The following is a 22,518-nucleotide window of genomic DNA, read 5'->3' as shown; positions in this document are numbered from 1 at the left end:
GCCCGGCTCCGGCTCCGGTCCTGACTCCGGCCCCGCCGAGTTCGAGCCCTACGACTTCTTCGACCAGGCGTCCCGCGAGTCCCGCTGGGCGGCCCTCAAGGAGGCGTCGTCGTCCCCGACGGATCATCCCGGCGCGGGCGGCACCGCAGACGACTGACCTGACCCGTACCGGTCCGGCCCCCGACCACTGCTGCGCGGCACCGGGGGCCGCCTTGCCCACCCTGCCGTCCCAGGCGGCAGATTGCCCGAGGCGGGGGCGGCAGCGGTCAGCGGGTGCCCAGGAGGGGACGGAGTTCCTTCGGGAGGAGGTCCTCGCAGGACTGCTTCGCCGCGTTCGTCAGGGCGTCCGCCCGGCACTCGTAGTAGTCGCTGTACGCCAGCTTGGCCGTGAACATCGCCGCCACCATCGCCAGCGCGAGACCGCCGGTGACCAGGCCGCTGACCGCCGCCGTCGTCTGCGGACGGGACGTGTCGGGGGCCGGCGTCGCCGGGGCCGGGGCGTCCGGGTCCGGGGTGCGGGGCTTCGCCCGCAGGGCGCTGATGCCCCAGTACAGGGCGAGCGCGCCGAGCAGCAGTGCCACGTACGGCCAGTTGAACAGGGCGAAGAAGAAGCCCCACATGCCGGAGAGCAGTGCGTAGCGCGCGCGGCGCTGGGCCGGGTCCGTGGGGTCCCAGCGCATGCCGCCGGCCGGACCGGGGCCCTGGCCCTCGGGCCCGCCCTGGCCGTTGCCACCGCCGCCGAGGCGGGGGCGCTCGCCGAAGCCGCCGCCCTGGGCGCGGCCGGGCTGGCGGTCGCTCCACTGGCCGCCCCACGGCGAGGAGTCCGACGGCTCGTCCGAGCCCTCCGGACGGCGCGGCTGCCACGGACGGTCGGGCGTGCCCTCGGGCGGCGGCGCGAACGGGTTGTCCTCGCCGGAACCACCGGAACCGCTGGAGCTGCCGGAACCACTGGGTCCGCCGGAGGCCCCGGCGTTCTTCCCGGGTTCGTCGGACTCCTTGGCCGGCGACGGCGTGGGTCGGCCTTCGCGCGGCAGGACGGCGCCGGCGGGCAGCGTGAGGCGAAGGCTTCGGTCCGGCATCAGGTGTGCGTCTTCCCTTGGGTCGTCGGTCACATAGGTCGTCGGTCACATGGTTCGCGGTGCGGGTCGGCCCGCTCTTCAGGTCAACGTCCGGTGGCCGTCCAGCGTTCCGTGACGCTGACGCTACCTTCAGCCCTCGCCCCCGTCCCATGGGGCCCGTCCGGTGTGCCGGTATCGTTGCTGCCGGTCGGCCGCTTCGTAGGGTTCCCCGTATCGGGGACGCCGAAGCCTTCGTACGACCGTACAAAAACGCATGACGCTCTCCAGAAAGGGCCCCGCCGTGGCCAAGGCCAAGCGCCTCGTCGTGCTGGTCTCCGGATCAGGTACGAATCTGCAGGCTCTGCTCGACGCCATCGCGGCGCAGGGGACCGGGGCGTACGGCGCCGAGATCGTGGCCGTCGGTGCCGACCGCGAGGACATCGCCGGACTCGAGCGCGCCGAGCGCGCCGGACTCCCCACCTTCGTGTGCCGGGTCAAGGACCACGCGGACCGCGCCGACTGGGACCGGGCACTCGCCGAGGCGACCGCCGCGTACGAGCCGGACCTGGTGGTCTCGGCGGGCTTCATGAAGATCGTGGGGAAGCACTTCCTCGCGCGGTTCGGCGGGCGGTTCGTGAACACGCATCCGGCCCTGCTGCCCAGTTTTCCCGGTGCGCACGGTGTGCGGGACGCGCTCGCGTACGGCGCCAAGGTCACCGGATGCACCGTCCACTTCGTCGACGACGGCGTCGACACCGGCCCGATCATCGCCCAGGGCGTGGTCGAGGTCCGGGACGAGGACGACGAGAGCGCTCTGCACGAGCGCATCAAGGAAGTCGAGCGCACGCTGCTCGTCGATGTCGTGGGGCGTCTGGCCCGTAACGGCTTCAGCATTGAGGGACGAAAGGTAGTTATCCCGTGACCGCCGAGAGCAACAAGCGGCCCATTCGCCGGGCGCTGGTCAGCGTCTACGACAAGACCGGTCTGGAGGAGCTGGCGCGCGGGCTCCACGAGGCGGGCGTCGAGCTGGTGTCCACCGGTTCGACCGCCGCGAAGATCGCCGGTGCCGGGGTTCCCGTCACCAAGGTCGAGGAGCTCACCGGGTTCCCCGAGTGCCTCGACGGGCGCGTGAAGACGCTGCACCCGAAGGTCCACGCCGGCATCCTCGCCGACCTGCGCCTGGAGGACCACCAGAAGCAGCTGCAGGACCTGGGCGTCGAGCCGTTCGATCTCGTGGTCGTGAACCTGTACCCGTTCAAGGAGACCGTCGCCTCCGGTGCGACGCCCGACGAGTGCGTGGAGCAGATCGACATCGGCGGTCCGTCGATGGTCCGCGCCGCCGCCAAGAACCACCCGTCGGTCGCGGTCGTCGTGAACCCGGGCGCTTACGGCGACGTGCTGAAGGCCGTCACGGACGGCGGTTTCGACCTGACCGCCCGCAAGCGTCTGGCCGCCGAGGCGTTCCAGCACACGGCCTCGTACGACGTCGCGGTCGCCTCCTGGTTCGCGGACGACTACGCCGCCGCCGACGACAGCGGTCACCCCGACTTCCTGGGCGCCACCTACACGCGCAAGAACGTCCTGCGCTACGGCGAGAACCCGCACCAGGGCGCGGCCCTCTACGTCGACGGCACGGGCGGTCTCGCGGAGGCCGAGCAGCTGCACGGCAAGGAGATGTCGTACAACAACTTCACGGACACGGACGCCGCGCGCCGTGCCGCGTACGACCACGAGGACCCCTGCGTCGCGATCATCAAGCACGCGAACCCGTGCGGCATCGCCGTCGCCGGGAACGTCGCCGAGGCGCACCGCAAGGCCCACGCCTGCGACCCGGTCTCGGCCTACGGCGGCGTCATCGCCGTGAACCGGCCGGTCACCAAGGAGATGGCGGAGCAGGTCGCCGACATCTTCACCGAGGTCATCGTCGCGCCCGACTACGAGGACGGCGCCCTCGAAGCCCTCACCAAGAAGAAGAACATCCGCGTGCTGCGCGCCCCGAACGGCCCGGCCGCGAAGGTCGAGACGAAGCAGATCGACGGCGGCGCGCTGCTCCAGGTCACCGACCGCCTCCAGGCCGACGGCGACAACCCGGCCACCTGGACCCTCGCGACCGGCGACGCACTGTCGCAGGGCGAGCTGGACGAGCTGGCGTTCGCCTGGCGCGCCTGCCGCGCCGTGAAGTCCAACGCGATCCTGCTCGCCAAGGACGGCGCCTCCGTCGGCGTCGGCATGGGCCAGGTCAACCGCGTCGACTCCTGCAAGCTCGCCGTGGAGCGGGCCGGCGAGGAGCGGGCACGCGGCTCGTACGCCGCATCGGACGCGTTCTTCCCGTTCCCCGACGGGCCGCAGATCCTGATCGACGCCGGTGTGCGGGCGATCGTGCAGCCCGGCGGTTCGATCCGTGACGAGCAGGTCGTCGAGGCCGCCAAGAAGGCCGGCGTCACGATGTACTTCACGGGCACGCGGCACTTCTTCCACTGAGCCGCCCCGCACCGCACGCAGGAGGGCCCGCCGGTCGACGACCGGCGGGCCCTCCTGCGTCACGGCTGGTCCGGAGTCACCGCACCTGTACGACGACCGTGCTCGCGACCTTGTCGTGCCAGCCCTGCTTGCGGCCGGACTTGTCCCAGAACGGGGAGAGGTAGACGAGGAGCTGGCCGATGCCGCAGGCGAACGCGCCGACCGTCGGGATGACCCAGCGCAGGAAGCCGCCGCCGATGCCCGGCTTCTCACCGGTCTCCGCCTTCAGGACGCGGATGCCGACCGCCATCTTGCCCAGCGTGGCGCCGGCGAACGCGATCATCAGGACCTCGTAGAGCAGCACGAGGAGCATGAACAGGCCGGCGACCGGCAGGACCGAGGACTGGAAGTCCGAGACGGCGTTGTCCATGCACGTGTCGTACGTCGACGAACCGGCGTCACAGGCGCGCACGTCGTCGACCAGGTCGGTGAACTTCGGCGCCAGGATCACCGCGTACACGATGAAGAACAGCACCCCGTCGATCAGTCGCGCGCCGAACCTGCGGCCCATCGAGGCGATCGGCGGCGCGCCGGGCGGCATCCCCTGCTGGGGGTAGGCGCCGTAGGGCTGGCCGGGCTGCTGCGGGTAGCCGTAGCCCTGCGGCGGCACTCCCTGCGGGGCCTGCTGCCCGTACGGGCTGCCCTGCGGCGGTTGCTGTCCGTAGGGGTTGTTGGGGTCGCCGAAACTCATGGCGTGATTCCTCCGGGGACGGTGAGAGGCAGTGGTGGACGATGTGAGGGAGCGGCGTCGATCATGGTTCTCAACCCGATGGCCCCCTGTCCAGTGGGGGGTATGGGCTGTTGTGCAAGTGCAACTTGGGTGAACCAGGGCCGCCCTGAAAGAATGGGTGCCATGACCGCCCAGATTCTCGATGGCAAGGCCACCGCAGCCGCGATCAAGTCCGAACTGACCGCCCGCGTGGCGGCGCTGAAGGAGAAGGGCGTCACGCCCGGCCTCGGCACGATTCTCGTGGGGGAGGACCCCGGCAGCCAGAAGTACGTGGCAGGAAAGCACCGTGACTGCGCACAGGTCGGCATCGCGTCGATCCAGCGCGAACTGCCCGCCACGGCGACGCAGGAGGAGATCGAGGCGGTCGTCCGCGAGCTCAACGAGGACCCGGCCTGCACCGGCTACATCGTGCAGCTGCCGCTCCCCAAGGGCATCGACGAGAACCGCATCCTCGAACTGATGGATCCGGCCAAGGACGCCGACGGCCTGCACCCGATGAACCTCGGCCGCCTGGTCCTGAACGAGCCGGCGCCGCTGCCCTGCACCCCGTACGGCATCATCACGCTGCTCCGGCAGCACGGCGTCGAGATCAAGGGCGCCGAGGTCGTCGTGGTCGGCCGTGGCGTGACCATCGGGCGGCCGATGCCGCTGCTGCTCACCCGCAAGTCCGAGAACGCGACGGTCACCCAGTGCCACACCGGCACCCGTGACCTCGCGAGCCACCTGCGGGCCGCCGACATCGTCGTGGCCGCCGCGGGCGTCCCGCACCTGATCAAGCCCGAGGACATCAAGCCGGGCGCGGCCGTGCTCGACGTCGGCGTCTCGCGCGACGCGAACGGCAAGATCGTCGGCGACGTCCACCCGGGCGTGGCCGAGGTCGCCGGCTGGATCTCGCCGAACCCGGGCGGCGTCGGCCCGATGACCCGCGCCCAGCTCCTCGTGAACGTCGTGGAAGCAGCCGAACGGAACGCGAACGGTGTCGGCTGACGCGGCCGGGGGCGAGAAGAAGCGGGGCACCCGGCGTTTCCCGCTGTGGACGCGTGACACCGCGCGCCCCGAGGGCGGCGGCCGGGCGGCCCCGGGCGACGCCCCGGCGCCGGCCCGGCAGTGGCCGCTGATCGCCGTCCTGTCGGTGACCGGGCTCGGGCTGCTGCTCACCGCCTTCGACCTGTTCCGGGTCGGCTGCATCCTGGTCGGGGTCGCCCTGCTCGGCGGGGCCGTGCTGCGCTGGGTGCTGCCGTCGGTCGGCATGCTGGCCGTGCGCTCGCGCTTCACGGACCTGGTCACGTACGGGATCCTCGGCCTCGCCATCGTGCTGCTCGCGATGATGGCGCAGCCGGATCCCTGGCTGAAGATCCCCTTCCTCCAGGACACTTTGCACTTCACCGTGAGATGAGCAGGGGCACGTGACGGACGGGGCTCCCGTGGTGGAGCCCCGTCGTCCCTGTGTGGCGATGTCTGGGCAAGTTCGGGGATTTTGTCGTACGAAGGTGGACAACGCACCTAGTCTGGGAAATCCGGACGGTCTTGGACGTCCCGGGCCCGGAGTTGTGCGAGGGGGCACGCTTCGGTGGTCCGCGCTTGTCGAATGCTGTCGAATGCCCCCGTGCGCCCCCGCCCGGGGAACTGACATCCTGGCTACTCGCATCCCATTGGGTAGCCAGTGGGGGGCCACAGCGTTGGCGCGGCGCGGGGGGAATCAGGCACGTATGGGGGGAATAGGGGGAAGGCAATGCCTCGTTGGAGGGCGCTACCGGACGAACTCGACCCGCAGGTCAAGGAGTTCGCCAGCCAGTTGCGTCGGCTGGTGGACCGCAGCGGGCTCGGGATCGCCGCTCTGGCGGACCGCACCGGGTACAGCAAGACCTCGTGGGAGCGGTACCTGAACGGACGGCTGCTGGCACCGAAGGGCGCGATCGTCGCGCTCGCCGAGGTGACCGGCACCAATCCCGTTCACCTGACCACGATGTGGGAGCTCGCGGAGCGCGCGTGGAGCCGCTCCGAGATGCGCCACGACATGACCATGGAGGCGATACGGATCTCCCAGGCGCGGGCAGCCCTGGGAGAGTTCGGCGGACCCGCGGCCGGGACCAAGCAGGCCGGCGGCAAGAACGGGAGCGCGACCGCCTCCCGGGTCACCGGCGTCGCCGGGCCCGCCGGCGTGTCGCCGACCGTGCCGCCGCAGGGCTCGGCGCCGCGCGTGGACCAGTTCGGTCCGCCCGCGTCACCGGCGGCCCCCGCGGCCCCGGCCACGCCGCAGGGGGGCGGCGGTGGCAGACGGCGGCTCACCATGTTCCTGGCCGGTGTCCTCGGCGCGGCGATCGTCGTGCTCATCGCCTACGTGCTGACCAGCAGCGGCGACGACAAGGGGAACAAGGCGGAGCCGACGCCCGCCCCGACGACCAGCGCGCCCCAGCTGCCCGCGGGCGTCCAGTGCGTGGGCGCCGACTGCACCGGCAAGGACCCGGAGGCCATGGGCTGCGGCGGCGACCTCGCGGACAGCCCCGCCACGACCACCGTCGGCACCGTCACCGTGCAGGTCCGCTACAGCAAGACGTGCAAGGCGGCCTGGGCCCGCGTGCAGGGCGCCACGCCCGGCGACAGCGTGCAGCTCAAGGCCGGTGCCAAGGCGTCCAAGAAGGGCCTGGTCGGCGACGCCGACACGGACGCGTACACGCCGATGCTCGCCGTCGGTTCGGCCGCGGAGGCGAAGGCCTGCGCGACCCTCGCGTCCGGTCAGAAGGGCTGCACGGAGTAATGGAGTAACCGGTCGGTGAAGAAGTGCGCATGGGGGAGCCCCTTCGGGGAAGGCGCAGAAGTACCCCCACGGGAGTGTTCACCCCAGTGGCACCCCCACGGCGGCCGCCGCAGCCCACTCTCCCGGGCCGGCGGCCGCCCCCGTGTTCGGACACGGACACGGTGGGGTGGCTCTGTGGGGCGAGCCACACGAACCCGGGGGTTCGGTGCGGGCGGGGCGCGATAGCCTGACGAGCGGATCTCTTGATGTAGAGAGATCGATCAAAAGACCTGCTGTCATACGGAGAACGCCATGACCCGCACTCCCGTGAACGTCACCGTCACCGGCGCCGCCGGCCAGATCGGCTACGCACTGCTCTTCCGCATCGCCTCCGGCCAGCTGCTCGGCGCGGACGTGCCGGTCAAGCTGCGCCTCCTGGAGATCACCCCGGCGCTGAAGGCCGCCGAGGGCACCGCCATGGAGCTCGACGACTGCGCGTTCCCGCTGCTCCAGGGCATCGACATCACCGACGACCCGAACGTCGCCTTCGACGGCACGAACGTCGGCCTGCTCGTCGGCGCCCGCCCCCGCACCAAGGGCATGGAGCGCGGTGACCTCCTGGAGGCCAACGGCGGCATCTTCAAGCCGCAGGGCAAGGCCATCAACGACAACGCCGCGGACGACGTCAAGATCCTCGTCGTCGGCAACCCGGCCAACACCAACGCCCTCATCGCCCAGGCCGCCGCGCCGGACGTACCGGCCGAGCGCTTCACCGCGATGACCCGTCTGGACCACAACCGCGCGCTCACGCAGCTCGCGAAGAAGACGGGCTCCACGGTCGCCGACATCAAGCGCCTGACGATCTGGGGCAACCACTCGGCCACCCAGTACCCGGACATCTTCCAGGCGTCCGTCGCGGGCAAGCCGGCCATCGAGGCCATCGGCGGCGACGAGGCGTGGCTGGCCGACGAGTTCATCCCGACCGTCGCCAAGCGCGGCGCCGCGATCATCGAGGCCCGTGGCGCGTCCTCGGCCGCGTCGGCCGCCAACGCCGCGATCGACCACGTGTACACCTGGGTCAACGGCACGGCCGAGGGCGACTGGACCTCCATGGGCATCCCGTCGGACGGCTCCTACGGCGTCCCGGAGGGCCTGATCTCCTCCTTCCCCGTCACCACGAAGGACGGCAAGTACGAGATCGTCCAGGGCCTGGACATCAACGAGTTCTCGCGTGCGCGGATCGACGCGTCCGTCAAGGAGCTGGCGGAGGAGCGCGAGGCGGTTCGCGGCCTCGGCCTCATCTAGGTTCCGGCTGCCCGGGGCTCCTGGGCTTCCGCGGTGTTTCCGGCCGCCCGCAGCGGGTCTCCACGACCCGCCGCGGGCGGTTCGCGTTTCCGGGCGGCTGCGGGTCTCGTCGTGGAGATGCGCCCTTCGGGTGGCATCTCCCCGGCGGGGGAAGGCTGCGCGCAGCGCATGCCTTCCAGGGGCGCGGGGAACTGCGCGACCAGCCCCCACCGGACCCGCACCCGCCCAGAATCCGAAGGCCCCACGGCGAACAGGCGGGTCACCCGCGGAGCGCGGTCGCGCACCAGTCCGCAAGCCGCCCCAGCCACGCGTCCCGCACGTTACCGAGCAGATGATCACCGCCCGGCACCGACAGATACGCGCCGGCAGGCGCATCCGCGGCGAGGCGGGCCCCGTTGCACACCCCCGGAATCACATCGTCCGCCCCGTCCACGACGAGCACCGGCACCGTGATCCGCGAAGCGACCCCGCGCAGGTCGACGCGCGCGAGGAAGTCGCGCGCGGCGCCCTCCGAACCGGCCCGCTGCGCCAGCGTCTCCCGCACGAACGGCACCGTGTCGTCCCAGCCGGTGATCCGGTACGGCCCGCTGACCGTGGCCGCCGCCCGGATCCGCGGCTCGTGGGCCGCGCTCCACGCCGCGTAGTAGCCGCCCAGGCTGAGCCCGACGACGCCGACCGGCACCGGGCCGAGCCGTTCGTGCAGCGCGTCGACGACCCGGCCCACGACCCGCTCGTAGTCCGCGGTGACCGTGGTCGTCGCGGCGCGCACGCCCTGGCCGGGACCGTCCATCGTGAAGACGGCGGTGCCGCGCGCCAGCAGCGCCTCCGTGAGGTCGTGGAACTCCTCCTTGGACGAGTCGAGACCGGGGATCACCACGACCACCCCATGGGCGGCGTGCCCGGCGCCGCGCAGCCAGCCCGCGTACGACTCGTCCTCGACGCGGACCGCGTCCGGTTCGAGGAGCGCCAGGGCGCGGCCCATCGCCGCGTCGGCCTGCGCGGCGGCGTCCGCCGTCAGGGCGCGGTCGGGGTGCGGGAGCAGGACGGCGCAGTGGAACCAGCGGGCGGCCGTACGGAACGCCTCCCCTGCGGACCGGTCCGCGCCGTGGGCCGACTCGTACCGGGCGGCGTCGGCGAGGTGGCCGCGCGCGGCGTCCATGAACGCGGCCGGCCAGTCGAGGAGGTCGGTGAGACCGTCGGTGACCCGCTCGTACGCGAAGGGGTCGAGGCCCGCGCCGTACGTCCGCGAACGGTTCTGGGCGATGAAGTCCGGGAGGACGGAGGGGGTGTGAAAGAAGGGGGAAGGGGAGCGGTGGGGCATGGCCGGGGCCTCCAGGTCGGTTCAGATGCAGATTCAGGTGCAGATTCAGGAAACGGTCAGGACGGCATTGCCGCGGATACGGCGGTCCCGCAGGTCGACCAGGGTCGCGGCGGTCTCCGACCAGTCCGTGACACGGCCCAGCTCCGGGTGCAGCCGGCCGTCGGCGACGAGACGGACCAGCGCCGCGAGGTCGTCGGCGTACGACTCGGGGAAGTCCGCGTAGTGGAAGTGGCGCAGGGTCGCGGACTCGGGGCCCTGGAAGAAGTCGAAGAAGTCCAGGGTGACCGGGGTCCGGCTCGCCTGGCCGAACCAGACGAGCGTGCCGCCGCGCCGCAACTTCGCCAGGGCGACGGGCAGCGCGCCCCCGCCGGTGGACTCCAGGACCAGGTCGTACGGTCCGTCGCCGCCCGCGTCGGCCACGTCCGCGACGACGTCCCGCGCGCCCAAATCCCTTAGCCGAACGCCCCGTTCGGGGGTCGCCGACACGGCGGTGACGTGCGCGCCCGCGGCCGCCGCGAGCTCGGTGACGTAGTGGCCCACGCCGCCGGACGCCCCGGTCAGCAGCACCCGGCGCCCGCCGACCGGACCCGCCGCGCGCAGCAGCCGCAGGGCCGTGAGCCCGGCGAGGGGGAGTGCGGCGGCCCGCACCGCGCCCACGGAGTCGGGCAGTTCGGCGAGCGCCGACGACGGCACCGCCGCGTACTCGGCCCAGCCGCCGCCCGCCGGATGGCCCACGACGCGGCGCCCCGCCTCTGGCCCGCTGCCGTCCACCGCCTGCTGCACGACGAGGCCCGCCACGTCCTTGCCGGGCCGCCAACTCGCCCCGGGTTCCTCCAGCTTGAAGGTCTCACCGCGATTCACCGAGTACGCCTCGACCTTGATCAGCGCCTCGTCGGGGCGCGGCCGAGGCTGCGGCAGCTCGGCGAGGACGACGTGCGGTTCTCCGGAGTGGGCCCTGCCCGTGGGTACGTAAGCTCGCATGCCGTCAGTGGACCGGGGCGGGCACCGGGCGGTCCAACAACCGGTCACCGGGTACGACAACCGATGGTTGTTCCGTAGGGTGCCGGGGTGAGCACCGGCGAATCCGACCCCGAGCGTGCCGTGGACCTCGATGTGGACCTCGATCTGGCACAGGTCCGCGCCTTCGCCGCCGTGGCCGACGAGCGGCACTTCGGGCGGGCCGCGGCCCGGCTCGGCATCACCCAGCAGGCCCTGTCCAAGCGTGTCGCCCGCCTCGAATCCCTGCTGGGCGTACGGCTCTTCGAGCGCGGCGCGGGCGGCGTCACGCTGAGCGGCGACGGCGCACGGTTCCTGGAACCGGCCAGGGGCGCCCTCGACGCGGGCCGGACCGCCGTCGACGCCGTGCGCGGCACCCCGCCACGGCCCCTGCGCATCGACGTGTGGGGGCACCTCTACGCGCCGATGCGGACGGTCGCCGCCATGATCAAGGGAGCGCCGGGGTGCGCCGTCGAACCCGGGGCCGGCCGCGACTATCCGTCGGTCGTCGACGCGCTGCTGCGGGGCGACGCGGACGCCGGGTTCGGACGCGTGCACGCCCTGCCCGACCAGGACCGGGACCTGGTGCGCCGCCTCGTGCGCCTCGAACCGGTCGACGCCGTGCTCAGCGCCCGCCATCCGCTGGCCGGCGCCGACAGCCTGCGCCCGGCCGACCTGCGCGACTCCACGCTCCGCTACCCGGCCGAGACGGTGCGGCTGGACTTCCTCACCCGGTTCGCCGACCGGTTCGGGATCGTCTCGCGCCGGGGCGGGCCCAATCTCGGCCTGGAGTCCTTCCTCGACCGTCTCCGCGACGAGCCGGGGCAGTTCACCCTCTTCCCGGCCGACGTGCCGCTGCCCGACGACCCCGGCCTGCGCGTCGTACCGCTCGTCGATCCGACCCCGCTCTACGCGTGGTCGCTGGTCTGGCCCACCGGGCGCGAGCACCCGGGGATCGCCGGGCTCCTGCGGGCCGCCGCCCGGTCGGCGGGCACCCGTCGCTGGCTCGACCACGACCCGGTACGGGACTGGCTGCCGGACACGGACCGGCCCTGAGGGGTGGGGGCCGGGGCCGTGATCAGTGGGATCAGCGGGTGCAGTGGGCTCAGCGGGTTCGGTGGGATCAGCGGGTGCCGGCGCCGAGCGACGCCAGCTTCGACACGTCCACCGACGCGTCGGCGGGCGGCGTCCTGACCGGGACCGGCTTCCCGTAGTCCGCGTAGCGGGTCGTCGTGTCGGTGGCCCGCGTCCCGGCCGCGCCGGCGCTCACCTCCGTGTACCCGAGGGCGTACGGCGTCCCGTGCGCGGCCACGTACAGCGTGCTCGTCGTGCCGTCCGCCTCGGTGGTCAGCGGCACGACGCGGGTGCCGTCGAGCGTCGTCGGCTCGCCCTTGCGCACGGCCTCCCGGCCCGTCCCGCCGTCGCGGATCTGCCGGCGCAGGGCGCTCAGGTCGCAGACGCTCGCCAGGTCCGCGAGGGTCCGGTCGTCGGCGGGGCCGGTGACGTAACGGCCCTTGAGGAGCTTCGCCGCCGCCCTGCCCTCGGCGCCCGGCAGGCGGGTGCGCCACAGCTTCGCGTCCATGCGCATCCACACCCGGTCGTCGCTGCGCACGATGTCGGCCCGGCCATGGGCGCCGAACGTGACCGACGCCATGCAGTCGTCCTCGCGGTCAAGCGCCAGGTCCAGCGCGGACGGGGCGGACGTGCCGGCGCCCTTCGACCGGTCCTCGACCGTGACGTGCAGTGACGAGGCGGTCAGCAGCGCCTGCCGGGCCCGGTCGGCCAGCTCACGGGCGGTGGAGCCGCGCCCGGCGCCGACGGGTGCGTCGTCCTGCTCGTCGTCGCCCGACCACGCCGTCGCCGCGATCAGCGTCGCCGTGCACACCGCCGACACCAGCACCCACCCGTAGCCGGTCTTCTTCGCCTCGGCTTTCATGGCACCCACCCCCAGGGACAGAACATCCCTCAGGGTACGTTTCGGCGCTTTCGCAGGTGTACGTGGTGACGCAGCGCACTTTCGACCACGGTTCGCGCATGCTTTCCCCACCCCAGGGCAGGGGCTTCCGACGTCACCACGAAACCCTCCACGGCTTTCGCGGTGCTCGGGGGACAGATCCGGAACGGAAGGCTAAGCAGGACGTGTCAGCACAACAGACCATCCATGTCGGCGGAACGTGGCGCGGAGCCAGTTCAGGGGCCACCCGCGACGTCATCGACCCCGCGGACGCCAAGCCGTTCGCCGTGATCGCCGAGGGCGGCGCCGACGACGCGGACGCCGCGATCGCCGCCGCGCGCCGGGCCTTCGACGAAGGGCCCTGGCCGACGACGCCCGTCGCCGAGCGCGCCGCACTGCTGCGCCGCGTCGCGGACCTCCTCGTGCGCGACCGGGAGAAGATCGGCCTCCTGGAGAGCCGGGACGCCGGAAAGACCGTCGAGGAAGGCCGCGTCGACGTCGACTGCGTGGCCGACGCCTTCCGCTACTTCGCCGACCTCGTCGTCGGCGAGGGTGCCGGTCGTGTCGTCGACGCCGGCTCCGACGAGATCCACAGCGTCGTCGTGCACGAGCCGGTCGGCGTCTGCACGATGATCACGCCCTGGAACTACCCGCTGCTGCAGGCGAGTTGGAAGATCGCCCCGGCGCTCGCCGCGGGCAACACCTTCGTCGTCAAGCCGAGCGAGATCACACCGCTGACCACGGTCGTGCTCATCGAACTCCTCGTCGAGGCCGGCCTGCCGGAAGGCGTCGCCAACCTCGTGACCGGCCCCGGCGCCACCGTCGGCGCCCGCCTCGCCGACCACCCCGACGTCGACCTCGTCTCCTTCACCGGCGGTCTGGTCAGCGGCACCAAGGTCGCCCAGGCGGCGGCCGTGACCGTGAAGAAGGTCGCCCTGGAGCTGGGCGGCAAGAACCCGAACGTCGTCTTCGCCGACGCCTGCGAGACGGAGGACGGCTTCGACACCGCCGTCGACCAGGCCCTCAACGCCGCCTTCATCCACAGCGGCCAGGTCTGCTCGGCCGGCTCGCGCCTCATCATCGAGGAGTCGGTGCGCGAGCGCTTCGTCGCCGAACTCGCCCGCCGCGCCGCGAAGATCCGCCTCGGCCGCGGTACCGAGGACGGCGTCGAGTGCGGGCCGCTCGTCAGCGAGCAGCAGCGCGACAAGACGGAGTCGTACGTCGCCTCCGCGCTCGCGGAGGGCGCCGTCCTGCGCTCCGGCGGCAAGCGCCCCGAGCCGTCCGACGTGCGGCCCGCCAGTGGCTACTTCTACGAGGCGACGGTCCTCGACCAGTGCCACCGCGAGATGCGCGTCGTGCGCGAGGAGACCTTCGGGCCGATCCTCACGGTCGAGACGTTCCGCACCGAGGACGAGGCCGTCGCGCTCGCCAACGACACCGAGTACGGACTCGCCGGCGCCGTCTGGACCGCGGACGCGGGCCGCGCCCGCCGGGTCGCGGGACGGCTGCGCCACGGCACCGTCTGGATCAACGACTTCCACCCCTACCTGCCGCAGGCGGAGTGGGGCGGCTTCGGGAAGAGCGGCGTGGGCCGCGAACTGGGCCCCGCCGGACTCGCCGAGTACCGCGAGACCAAGCACGTCTACCAGAACCTGGCACCGAAGCCGGTGCGCTGGTTCGCGGGCTGAGCCCGCCCTCGTACACGTACGCCCCCATTACGCGAAGTACCTTGCGACGCCTTGGAGTTGACGCATGCCTGAGAAGAACGACAAGCCCGGCGACGGGACCACGTACGACTACGTCGTCGTCGGCGGTGGCACGGCGGGATCGGTGATCGCCTCCCGGCTCACCGAGAACCCCGACGTCACCGTCGCCGTCATCGAGGGCGGCCCCAGCGACATCGACCGCGACGACGTGCTGACGCTGCGCCGCTGGCTCGGCCTGCTCGGCGGCGACCTCGACTACGGCTACACCACCACCGAGCAGCCGCGCGGCAACTCGCACATCCTGCACAGCCGCGCCAAGGTGCTCGGCGGCTGCTCGTCGCACAACACGCTCATCTCGTTCAAGCCGCTGCCCGGCGACTGGGACGAGTGGGCGGCCGCGGGCGCCGAGGGCTGGGACCACCAGGCGATGGACCCGTACTTCGCCAAGCTGCGCAACAACGTCGTCCCCGTCGACGAGAAGGACCGGAACGCCATCGCCCGCGACTTCGTCGAAGCCGCGCAGGCCGCGACCGGCGTGCCGCGCGTCGAGGGCTTCAACAAGGGCCCGTTCAAGGACGGCGTCGGCTTCTTCGACCTCGCGTACCACCCCGAGAACAACAAGCGCTCGTCCGCCTCGGTGGCCTATCTGCACCCGCACATGGAGGCCGGCGACCGGCCCAACCTGACGCTGCTGCTGGAGACCTGGGCGTACCGGCTGGAGTTCGACGCCTTGCTCACCGCGCGCGGGGTGCGGGTGCGCGGCAAGGACGGCGCGGAGACGCTCATATCCGCCCGGCGCGAGGTCATCGTCTGCGCGGGCGCCGTCGACACCCCCCGGCTGCTCCTGCACTCCGGCATCGGCCCGAAGGCCGACCTGGAGAAGCTCGGCATCCCCGTCCTGCACGACCTGCCCGGCGTCGGCGAGAACCTCCTCGACCACCCCGAGTCGGTCATCGTCTGGGAGACCGACGGGCCGATCCCCGACAACAGTGCCATGGACAGCGACGCCGGCCTGTTCATCCAGCGGGACCCGGACGCCGCCGGACCCGACCTGATGTTCCACTTCTACCAAATCCCGTTCACCGACAACCCCGAGCGGCTCGGCTACGAGAAGCCCGAGCACGGGGTGTCGATGACGCCGAACATCCCCAAGCCGCGCAGCCGCGGCCGGCTCTACCTGACCAGCGCCGACCCCGAGGTCAAGCCCGCCCTCGACTTCCGGTACTTCACCGACGAGGACGACTACGACGGCAGGACCCTCGTCGACGGGATCAGGATCGCGCGCGAGATCGCGCAGACGGCCCCGCTGGCCGGCTGGCTCAAGCGCGAGGTGTGCCCGGGCCCGGACGTCGTCGACGACGAGGCGCTCAGCGAGTACGCCCGCAAGGTCGCCCACACCGTCTACCACCCCGCAGGAACCTGTCGGATGGGCGCCACAAGTGATGAACTCGCCGTGGTCGACCCCGAGTTGAGGGTCCGCGGGCTGAACTCCCTCCGTATTGCCGACGCGTCCGTCTTCCCGACGATGCCCGCGGTGAACCCGATGATCGGGGTGCTCATGGTCGGGGAGAAGTGCGCCGAGCTGTTGGGTGGTGATGCGTGATGAGTACGCAGACCGTGGTCAAGGATCCCGCTCCGGAACAGGGCGCCCCCGGCGCCCAGGAATCCGTCTTCGCCGTACGCAACCTGTGGAAGGTCTTCGGCCCGAAGGCCGAACGCGTCCCCGGCGACGCCGAGTTGGCCGCCCTGGACGCCGCCGAACTGCGCTCCCGCACCGGCTGCACGGCCGCCGTGCGCGACGTCTCCTTCGACGTGCGGCGCGGCGAGGTCTTCGTGGTCATGGGCCTGTCCGGCTCGGGCAAGTCGACCCTCGTGCGCTGTCTGACCCGCCTCATCGAGCCGACGTCCGGCTCCCTGTCGATCGACGGCGAGGACGTCCTCGGCATGGACAGGACCCGGCTGCGCGAACTGCGCCGCCATCGCGCCGCGATGGTCTTCCAGCACTTCGGCCTGCTCCCGCACCGCTCGGTGATCGACAACGTCGCCTACGGCCTGGAGATCCAGGGCATGGGGCGCGCCGAACGCCGCGCCAAGGCGGCCGAGGTCGTCGCCAAGGTCGGTCTGGAGGGGCTGGAATCGCGCCGCCCGGGCCAGCTGTCCGGCGGCCAGCAGCAGCGCGTGGGCCTGGCACGGGCCCTCGCCGTCGACCCCGAAGTCCTGCTCTTCGACGAGCCGTTCAGCGCACTCGACCCGCTGATCCGGCGCGACATGCAGGAAGAGGTCGTGCGCCTGCACCGCGAGGAAGGCCGCACGATGGTCTTCATCACCCACGACCTCAATGAGGCACTGCGCCTCGGCGACCGCATCGCCCTGATGCGCGACGGCAAGATCGTGCAACTCGGCACGCCCGAGGAGATCGTGGGCGCGCCCGCCGACGACTACGTCCGCGAGTTCGTCCGCGACGTACCGCGCGAGCAGGTCATGACGGTGCGGCGGGCCATGCGCCCCGCCGACGCCGACGAGGCCGAACGCGGCGTCGCCCTCGCACCCGACGCCACCGTGTCCGACGCCATCGAGGCCGTGGCCCGCAGCGGGTTCGCCGCCCGGGTGATGGACGGGGGGCGCTGCCTCGGCATCGTCGACCACGAGCGGCTGATCGCGGCTGTGGGCAATCCGCCGGTATCGGCCGAGGGGACTGACGGACCGGGGTTCGAGAAGGAGGCCTCGGCCACGGGTGGGGCGGCGCCTGCGACGGAGGCTGAGGTGGCGCCTGCGACGGAGGCTGACGTGGCGCCCGAGGTGGCGCCTGCGACGGAGGCTGAGGTGGCGCCCGAGGCTGAGGCTGACGTGGCGGCCGAGGCGGCGCCCCGGCCGGCATCCGCGGGCGAGGAGGCCGTCTGATGACAGCCGCCGTCACCACCGCCCCGCTGGACAAGCGCGGGGCGGGCCCCCTCGCGGGTCTGCGCCGCCACCGCGGCCTCGGCAAGCTCCTGCTGCTCGCCGTCGCCGCGGCGGTGATCATCCCACTCGTCGACGCCAAGTGGTCCAGTGGGACCTGGCCCCACGCCCTCACCGTCGACCTGACCGAGCCGCTCGGCAAGGCCAGCGACTGGATCATCGACAACCGCGACAGCCACCCGCTGTTCCTGTACTTCTTCGGCCACATCAGCAACGCCATCGTGGTCTCCGTACGCGCCGTCTACCTGGTGCTCCTCGCCGCCGGCTGGGCCGGAGTGACCGCCGCCGCCGGGCTCATCGCCTGGCGCGTCGCCGGCTGGCGCCTGGCCGCGTCCGCCGCGATCGCCTTCCTGATCTGCGGCTCCCTCGGCATGTGGGTGCCCACCGTGCAGACCCTCGCGCTCATGGTCGTCGCCGTGTTCGCCTCGGTGGTCATCGGCGCCCTGTTCGGCCTCGCCGCCGGACTGAGCGACCGCATGCACCGGGCCCTGCGCCCGGTCCTCGACACCATGCAGGTCTTCCCCGCGTACGCGTACCTCCTCCCGGTCGTCCTCGTCTTCGGCATCGGCGTGCCCGCCGCGGTCCTCGCCACCGTCGTCTACGCCGCACCGCCCATGGCCCGCCTCACCGCGCTCGGCCTGCGCTCCGCCGACGGCGGCGTCATGGAGGCCGTCGCCTCCCTCGGCGCCACCGCCCGCCAGCGCCTGGTGACCGCCCGTCTGCCCCTGGCCCGCCAGGAGATCCTGCTCGGCCTCAACCAGACGATCATGATGGCCCTCTCCATGGCCGTCATCGCCTCGGTGATCGGCGCGGGCGGCCTCGGCGACCGCGTCTACCAGGCCCTCGCCTCCGTCGACGTCGGCGCGGCACTCGCCGCCGGCATCCCGATCGTGCTGCTCGCCGTCGTCCTCGACCGCGTGACCAGCGCGGCGGGCGCGGGACTCGGCGACGACAAGCCCGCCGCGCCCTGGAAGTGGGGCGTCGTCGCGGCCGGCACCGTGGTGGTCGCGCTCGCGGCCCGCTTCGCCGACCGCCTCGACTGGCCCGACGCGTGGATCGTCAACATCGCCGACCCCGTCAACGACGCCGTCGACTGGATGACCGACCACCTCTACACCGGCGTCCCCTACATCGGTGGCACCGCCGACTGGGCCGCCCACTTCACCACCTGGGTCCTCGACCCGGTGCGCTCCGGCCTGACCTGGCTGCCCTGGTGGTCCGTGCTGCTGATCGTCGCGGCGCTCGCCTGGCTGATCGGCACCTGGCGCACCGCCCTGACCGCCGTCCTCGCCATGGCCGCGATCGGCGTGCTCGGCGTCTGGAAGCCGTCGCTCGACACGCTCTCCCAGGTCCTCGCCGCCGTCGCGGTCACCCTGGTCATCGGCTTCGCCATCGGCATCGCCGCGGCCCGTAGCGAACGCCTCGAACGGATCCTGCGCCCCGTCCTCGACGTCTTCCAGACGATGCCGCAGTTCGTCTACCTGATCCCGGTCGTCGCCCTCTTCGGCGTCGGCCGCGCCCCGGCCGTCGCCGCGGCCGTCGTCTACGCACTGCCCGCCGTCATCCGCATCACCACGCAGGGCCTGCGCCAGGTCGACCCGGCCGCGATGGAGGCGTCCCGCTCGATGGGCGCCACCAGCGGCCAGCAACTGCGCCAGGTCCAACTCCCGCTCGCCCGGCCCGCGTTGCTTCTCGCCGTCAACCAGGGCGTCGTCCTGGTCCTCGCCGTCGTCATCATCGGCGGCCTCGTCGGCGGCGGCGCACTCGGCTACGACGTCGTCTTCGGCCTCGCCCAGGGCGACCTCGCCACCGGCCTCGTCGCCGGCGCCGCGATCGTCTGCCTCGGTCTGATGCTGGACCGGGTGACCCAGCCGACGGAACGCCGCGCACGCGACGGGAAGGGAGCCTGACCATGAACATCCGCACACGCACCCGCATGCGTACGCGCACCCGCACACGCACCCGCATGCGTACGCGCACCCGCACACGCACCCGCACGCGTCAGGCGGTAGCGGCCGTCGCCGGGGCGGGCGCCCTGCTCGTCGTCACCGGCTGCGGTGCCGCCGACATGACCAAGCAGGCGTCCCCGTACGCCAACGCCCACGGCGCCAAGACCGTGACCCTCTCCGTCCAGTCCTGGGTCGGCGCCCAGGCCAACGTCGCCGTCGCCCAGTACCTCCTGGAACACGAACTCGGCTACCGCGTCGACACCGTCCAGGTCGACGAGGTGCCCGCCTGGGACGCCCTCAGCCAGGGACGCGTCGACGCGATCATGGAGGACTGGGGCCACCCCGACCAGGAGGCCCGGTACGTCAAGGACAAGAAGACCATCGTGAACGGCGGCGACCTCGGCGTCACCGGACACATCGGCTGGTTCGTCCCCACGTACTTCGTCAAGCAGCACCCTGACGTCACCGACTGGAAGAACCTCAACAAGTACGCCGACCAGCTGAAGACCGCGGAGAGCGGCGGCAAGGGCCAACTCCTCGACGGCTCCCCGTCCTACGTCACCAACGACAAGGCCCTGGTCCAGAACCTCAAGCTCAACTACCAGGTCGTCTTCTCCGGCTCCGAGGCCGCCCAGATCACCCAGATCAAGCAGTTCGCCAAGCAGAAGAAGCCGTTCCTGACGTACTGGTACCAGCCCCAGTGGCTCTTCAAGAAGGTGCCGATGACCGAGGTGAAGCTGCCCGCCTACAAGGAGGGCTGCGACGCCGACCCCAAGAAGGTCGCCTGCGCCTACCCGAAGACACCGCTGCAGAAGTACCTCAACGCCGACTTCGCCAAGGACGGCGGCAAGGCAGCGGCCTTCCTGAAGAACTTCCAGTGGACGACGGAGGACCAGAACGAGGTCTCCCTCCTGATCGCCGACCAGAAGCTGTCCCCGGACGAGGCGGCGAAGAAGTGGATCGACGAACACCGGTCCACGTGGGAGGCGTGGGTGCCCCAGTAGGGCTTCGGGGGAGGGACGACCGCGTCGCAGGCGTGGCTGTCCGAAAAGCGGGCAGATTTCCTGGTGCCGGGTGCCTTTCCTGACGGGGGCACCCGGCACGTTTGTGCGCCGCCACCCGGGCCACGTGCTACCGCAGGCCGTCCGCGATCTCCCGCAACGCCGCAGCCGTCCGGCGCTGCAACCCCGGCCCGAACGTGATCCGCGTCGCCCCCGCCTCGCCCCACTCCCGCAACGAGGGCCCACCAGGCGGCGCCCCCACATTGATCGGCCCTTCGATCTCGGCCCGCAACCGTGGCAACGCGTCGATCGGCGCCCCGATCGGATACACACAGTCGGCGCCCGCCGCGACATACAGCCGAGCCCGCTCGACCGCCTTCGCGACCGGGTCGTCCACGCCCCTGATGAACGTGTCGATCCGCGCGTTGAGCACGATCCGGTCCCCGGCCGCCGCCCGCACCTCGGCCAGCCAATCGGCCTGCCGGCGCGGATCCTCGAGCGCTGCCCCGCCCGCCCCGGGAGCCGAGTCCTCCAGGTTGCACCCGACGGCCCCGGTCTCGAGGAGCCGCTCCACCAGCTCCTTCGGCGCGATCCCGTACCCGCCCTCGATGTCCGCCGACACGGGCACGGACACCGCCCGCACGATCCGGGTCACCGCGGCGAACATCTCCTCCGCCGGCGTCTCCCCGTCCGCATAGCCGAGCGAAGCGGCCACGCCCGCGCTCGGCGTCGCCAGGGCGGGGAACCCGGCCTCCTCGAAGACCCGCGCACTCGCCGCGTCCCACGGCCCGGGCAGCACCAGCGGGTCACCGGGGGAGCGACCCTGGTGCAACGCACGCAGGGCGTCGACCTGGTGACCCCGGTCGGTCTGATTCACCATGCTGGTCCTCCCGGCTCGATCCGGCGGCTCACCATCAGCCGGTTCCAACTGTTGATCACGGTGATCACCCCGATCAGATGGGCAAGTTCGGCCTCACTGAAGTGCTTGGCGGCGAGCCCGTACACCTCGTCGGGCACGAACCCCGCGGTCAGCACGGTCACGGCCTCCGTCAACGCCAGCGCCGCCCGCTCCCGCTCGCTGTACAACTCCCCGGCCTCACGCCAGGCATTGAGCAGCGCGATCCGCTTCGCACTCTCGCCATTTTTCTCCACGGCGACGTCGACGTGCATGTCCAGACAGAACGCACACTCATTGATCTGCGACGCCCGGATCATCACCAGCTCGGCGAGGACCGGATCACCCAGCCCCTTCTTGGCCGCCGCACCGAACGCGACCATCGCGTCCCGGACCTTGGGGTCCAACTGCGTCATGCGCGCGGTCACTTGAAGTCCCCCGCCTTGTAGTGCCCGGCCACCTTGCGTGTGCTGACCCCGAACCGGTTCCACGCGTTGATCGTCGTGATCGCCGCGATCAACTGGCTCAGCTCCCGTTCGTCGTACACCTGCGCCGCCCGCTCGTACACGTCGTCCGGCACGAACCCTTCCGTGAGCACGGTGACCGCCTCGGTCAGTGCGAGCGCCGCCACCTCCCGCTCCGTGTAGAAGTGCTGGGACTCCTCCCACGCGCTGAGCTGGATGATCCGCTCCGCACTCTCTCCCGCCGCCAACGCGTCCTTGGAGTGGATGTCCAGGCAGAACGCACAGTGGTTGAGCTGCGAGGCCCGGATGAGCACCAGTTGGTACGTCACCGGATCCAGCCCCTGACGAGCCGCCGCGTCGAGCCGGACCATCGCCTTGTAGACCTCGGGCGCATGCCGCGCCCAGTCGAGCCGAGGCGTGTGCTCGTGCACGAACCCGTTCCCGGACCCGGTCCCGGCGGCAGCCGTCGGGGAGGCGGCGGGGGCGGCCGTGGCGGCAGTGGCGGTAGTGGGTGCGGCGGTGCTGGTGGGCGTGGCGGTGGTGGGCGTGGCGGTGGCGGGCGTGGCGCCCTCGGTGGCCGCGCCGGCCGTCGGGCTGCCCGTCTTCTCGTTCGCTGTGGTCATGCTTCGACCCTACGAACGCATTAGCCCAGGGGTATGGTCCATTTCTATGGTGGATTCCTGGGCCACTTCGCCCTCCGGTCAGGCACTCGGCATCGATCTCCACATCGAGCCCACCGGCTCCGGCCTGCGCAAAGGCCTGACCGACGCCCTGCGCGAGGCGGTCCGCGGCGGACGCCTGGCACCAGGCACCCGACTCCCCGCCTCGCGCACCCTCGCCGTGGACCTGGGCATCGCCCGCAACACCGTCGCCGACGCCTACGCCGACCTCGTCGCCGAGGGCTGGCTCACCGCCCGCCAGGGC

Annotated in this window: 21 protein-coding genes; 13 read left to right on the top strand and 8 right to left on the bottom strand. The window is 72.0% G+C overall.

The features are described from left to right. Positions 1–266: 266 nt before the first annotated feature. Entirely contained in the window at positions 267–1,079 is an 813-nt protein-coding gene (locus M4J07_RS36220; protein ID WP_255979233.1) for a hypothetical protein, read from the bottom strand. 253 nt (positions 1,080–1,332) lie between these two features. Between M4J07_RS36220 and purN the strand changes: the two genes are divergently transcribed. Then, the gene (gene purN, locus M4J07_RS36215) at positions 1,333–1,980 is read left to right on the top strand and encodes a phosphoribosylglycinamide formyltransferase (RefSeq protein WP_255979231.1); all 648 of its coding nucleotides are present in this window, start codon (positions 1,333–1,335) and stop codon (positions 1,978–1,980) included. Further along, a complete protein-coding gene (gene purH / locus M4J07_RS36210) occupies positions 1,977–3,539 on the top strand; it encodes a bifunctional phosphoribosylaminoimidazolecarboxamide formyltransferase/IMP cyclohydrolase (RefSeq protein ID WP_255979229.1) in 1,563 nt (520 codons plus the stop codon). The genes purN and purH overlap by 4 nt, the downstream gene beginning before the upstream one ends. A 76-nt stretch (positions 3,540–3,615) precedes the next feature. Here purH and M4J07_RS36205 read toward each other — a convergent pair whose 3' ends face one another. Further along, positions 3,616–4,269 (bottom strand): RDD family protein, encoded by a 654-nt coding sequence (locus tag M4J07_RS36205; protein ID WP_255979227.1) that lies wholly within the window; start codon positions 4,267–4,269, stop codon positions 3,616–3,618. Positions 4,270–4,431: 162 nt separating this feature from the next. On the opposite strand from M4J07_RS36205, the gene M4J07_RS36200 reads away from it, so the two are divergent. From M4J07_RS36200 to M4J07_RS36185, 4 genes are all read left to right on the top strand, one after another. Further along, positions 4,432–5,295 carry a bifunctional methylenetetrahydrofolate dehydrogenase/methenyltetrahydrofolate cyclohydrolase gene (locus tag M4J07_RS36200; RefSeq protein WP_255979225.1) on the top strand — a complete coding sequence of 288 codons (864 nt, stop codon included), beginning with the start codon at positions 4,432–4,434 and terminating at the stop codon, positions 5,293–5,295. Continuing rightward, a complete protein-coding gene (locus M4J07_RS36195; RefSeq protein ID WP_255979223.1) occupies positions 5,285–5,704 on the top strand; it encodes a DUF3017 domain-containing protein in 420 nt (139 codons plus the stop codon). Before M4J07_RS36200 ends, M4J07_RS36195 begins: the two co-directional genes overlap by 11 nt. 336 nt (positions 5,705–6,040) lie before the next feature. Further along, positions 6,041–7,066 carry a helix-turn-helix domain-containing protein gene (locus tag M4J07_RS36190; protein ID WP_255979221.1) on the top strand — a complete coding sequence of 342 codons (1,026 nt, stop codon included), beginning with the start codon at positions 6,041–6,043 and terminating at the stop codon, positions 7,064–7,066. A gap of 291 nt (positions 7,067–7,357) precedes the next feature. Then, positions 7,358–8,350, top strand: a complete 993-nt coding sequence (locus tag M4J07_RS36185) for a malate dehydrogenase (RefSeq protein ID WP_255979219.1) — start codon at positions 7,358–7,360, stop codon at positions 8,348–8,350. Positions 8,351–8,609: 259 nt separating this feature from the next. Here the strand turns inward: M4J07_RS36185 and M4J07_RS36180 are convergent, their stop codons facing one another. Continuing rightward, positions 8,610–9,671 carry an alpha/beta hydrolase family protein gene (locus tag M4J07_RS36180; RefSeq protein WP_255979217.1) on the bottom strand — a complete coding sequence of 354 codons (1,062 nt, stop codon included), beginning with the start codon at positions 9,669–9,671 and terminating at the stop codon, positions 8,610–8,612. Positions 9,672–9,716: 45 nt separating this feature from the next. After that, positions 9,717–10,652, bottom strand: coding sequence for a zinc-binding dehydrogenase (locus tag M4J07_RS36175; RefSeq protein WP_255979215.1), 936 nt, complete (start codon positions 10,650–10,652; stop codon positions 9,717–9,719). A gap of 132 nt (positions 10,653–10,784) precedes the next feature. On the opposite strand from M4J07_RS36175, the gene M4J07_RS36170 reads away from it, so the two are divergent. Then, on the top strand, positions 10,785–11,723 hold the full coding sequence (locus M4J07_RS36170) for a LysR family transcriptional regulator (RefSeq protein ID WP_255979239.1): 939 nt from the start codon (positions 10,785–10,787) through the stop codon (positions 11,721–11,723). Between the two features lie 67 nt (positions 11,724–11,790). On the opposite strand, the gene M4J07_RS36165 is transcribed toward M4J07_RS36170, so the two are convergent. Further along, on the bottom strand, positions 11,791–12,603 hold the full coding sequence (locus M4J07_RS36165; RefSeq protein ID WP_255979213.1) for a hypothetical protein: 813 nt from the start codon (positions 12,601–12,603) through the stop codon (positions 11,791–11,793). Between the two features lie 203 nt (positions 12,604–12,806). Here M4J07_RS36165 and M4J07_RS36160 point away from each other — a divergent pair, with 203 nt between their 5' ends. From M4J07_RS36160 to M4J07_RS36140, 5 genes are all read left to right on the top strand, one after another. Beyond that, positions 12,807–14,309 carry an aldehyde dehydrogenase family protein gene (locus M4J07_RS36160; protein ID WP_255979211.1) on the top strand — a complete coding sequence of 501 codons (1,503 nt, stop codon included), beginning with the start codon at positions 12,807–12,809 and terminating at the stop codon, positions 14,307–14,309. A gap of 64 nt (positions 14,310–14,373) precedes the next feature. After that, positions 14,374–15,930, top strand: coding sequence for a GMC family oxidoreductase (locus tag M4J07_RS36155; RefSeq protein WP_255979209.1), 1,557 nt, complete (start codon positions 14,374–14,376; stop codon positions 15,928–15,930). Then, complete coding sequence (locus M4J07_RS36150) at positions 15,930–17,228, top strand: quaternary amine ABC transporter ATP-binding protein (protein ID WP_255979207.1); 1,299 nt, start codon at positions 15,930–15,932, stop codon at positions 17,226–17,228. The genes M4J07_RS36155 and M4J07_RS36150 overlap by 1 nt, the downstream gene beginning before the upstream one ends. Continuing rightward, positions 17,228–19,195 (top strand): ABC transporter permease, encoded by a 1,968-nt coding sequence (locus M4J07_RS36145; protein WP_255979205.1) that lies wholly within the window; start codon positions 17,228–17,230, stop codon positions 19,193–19,195. Before M4J07_RS36150 ends, M4J07_RS36145 begins: the two co-directional genes overlap by 1 nt. A gap of 56 nt (positions 19,196–19,251) precedes the next feature. Next, positions 19,252–20,238, top strand: coding sequence for an ABC transporter substrate-binding protein (locus M4J07_RS36140; RefSeq protein WP_255979237.1), 987 nt, complete (start codon positions 19,252–19,254; stop codon positions 20,236–20,238). 127 nt (positions 20,239–20,365) lie between these two features. Here the strand turns inward: M4J07_RS36140 and M4J07_RS36135 are convergent, their stop codons facing one another. From M4J07_RS36135 to M4J07_RS36125, 3 genes are read right to left on the bottom strand one after another with little or no spacing between them, the layout of a single operon-like run. Then, positions 20,366–21,115 (bottom strand): isocitrate lyase/PEP mutase family protein, encoded by a 750-nt coding sequence (locus tag M4J07_RS36135; RefSeq protein ID WP_255979203.1) that lies wholly within the window; start codon positions 21,113–21,115, stop codon positions 20,366–20,368. Next, positions 21,109–21,546 (bottom strand): carboxymuconolactone decarboxylase family protein, encoded by a 438-nt coding sequence (locus M4J07_RS36130; RefSeq protein WP_255979201.1) that lies wholly within the window; start codon positions 21,544–21,546, stop codon positions 21,109–21,111. The genes M4J07_RS36135 and M4J07_RS36130 overlap by 7 nt, the downstream gene beginning before the upstream one ends. An 8-nt stretch (positions 21,547–21,554) precedes the next feature. Beyond that, complete coding sequence (locus tag M4J07_RS36125; protein ID WP_255979235.1) at positions 21,555–22,025, bottom strand: carboxymuconolactone decarboxylase family protein; 471 nt, start codon at positions 22,023–22,025, stop codon at positions 21,555–21,557. Positions 22,026–22,263: 238 nt separating this feature from the next. On the opposite strand from M4J07_RS36125, the gene M4J07_RS36120 reads away from it, so the two are divergent. Next, the coding region (locus M4J07_RS36120) for a GntR family transcriptional regulator (protein WP_255979199.1) at positions 22,264–22,518 on the top strand (255 nt) is incomplete at its 3' end.

Origin of the sequence: Streptomyces longispororuber, assembly GCF_024448165.1 — a bacterium.
Classification (GTDB): Bacteria; Actinomycetota; Actinomycetes; order Streptomycetales; family Streptomycetaceae; genus Streptomyces; species Streptomyces longispororuber_A.
This window is presented reverse-complemented; position numbering and strand designations above follow the sequence as displayed.

Bases quoted from the DNA above. Each gene is read 5' to 3' on its own strand.
- M4J07_RS36180 (WP_255979217.1), bottom strand. From the start codon at position 9,671: ATGCCCCACCGCTCCCCTTCCCCCTTCTTTCACACCCCCTCCGTCCTC.
- M4J07_RS36205 (WP_255979227.1), bottom strand. From the start codon at position 4,269: ATGAGTTTCGGCGACCCCAACAACCCCTACGGACAGCAACCGCCGCAG.
- M4J07_RS36130 (WP_255979201.1), bottom strand. From the start codon at position 21,546: ATGACGCAGTTGGACCCCAAGGTCCGGGACGCGATGGTCGCGTTCGGT.
- M4J07_RS36175 (WP_255979215.1), bottom strand. From the start codon at position 10,652: ATGCGAGCTTACGTACCCACGGGCAGGGCCCACTCCGGAGAACCGCAC.
- M4J07_RS36185 (WP_255979219.1), top strand. From the start codon at position 7,358: ATGACCCGCACTCCCGTGAACGTCACCGTCACCGGCGCCGCCGGCCAG.
- M4J07_RS36155 (WP_255979209.1), top strand. From the start codon at position 14,374: ATGCCTGAGAAGAACGACAAGCCCGGCGACGGGACCACGTACGACTAC.
- purN (WP_255979231.1), top strand. From the start codon at position 1,333: ATGACGCTCTCCAGAAAGGGCCCCGCCGTGGCCAAGGCCAAGCGCCTC.
- M4J07_RS36220 (WP_255979233.1), bottom strand. From the start codon at position 1,079: ATGCCGGACCGAAGCCTTCGCCTCACGCTGCCCGCCGGCGCCGTCCTG.
- M4J07_RS36135 (WP_255979203.1), bottom strand. From the start codon at position 21,115: ATGGTGAATCAGACCGACCGGGGTCACCAGGTCGACGCCCTGCGTGCG.
- M4J07_RS36140 (WP_255979237.1), top strand. From the start codon at position 19,252: ATGCGTACGCGCACCCGCACACGCACCCGCACGCGTCAGGCGGTAGCG.
- M4J07_RS36150 (WP_255979207.1), top strand. From the start codon at position 15,930: ATGAGTACGCAGACCGTGGTCAAGGATCCCGCTCCGGAACAGGGCGCC.
- M4J07_RS36165 (WP_255979213.1), bottom strand. From the start codon at position 12,603: ATGAAAGCCGAGGCGAAGAAGACCGGCTACGGGTGGGTGCTGGTGTCG.
- M4J07_RS36145 (WP_255979205.1), top strand. From the start codon at position 17,228: ATGACAGCCGCCGTCACCACCGCCCCGCTGGACAAGCGCGGGGCGGGC.
- M4J07_RS36190 (WP_255979221.1), top strand. From the start codon at position 6,041: ATGCCTCGTTGGAGGGCGCTACCGGACGAACTCGACCCGCAGGTCAAG.
- M4J07_RS36200 (WP_255979225.1), top strand. From the start codon at position 4,432: ATGACCGCCCAGATTCTCGATGGCAAGGCCACCGCAGCCGCGATCAAG.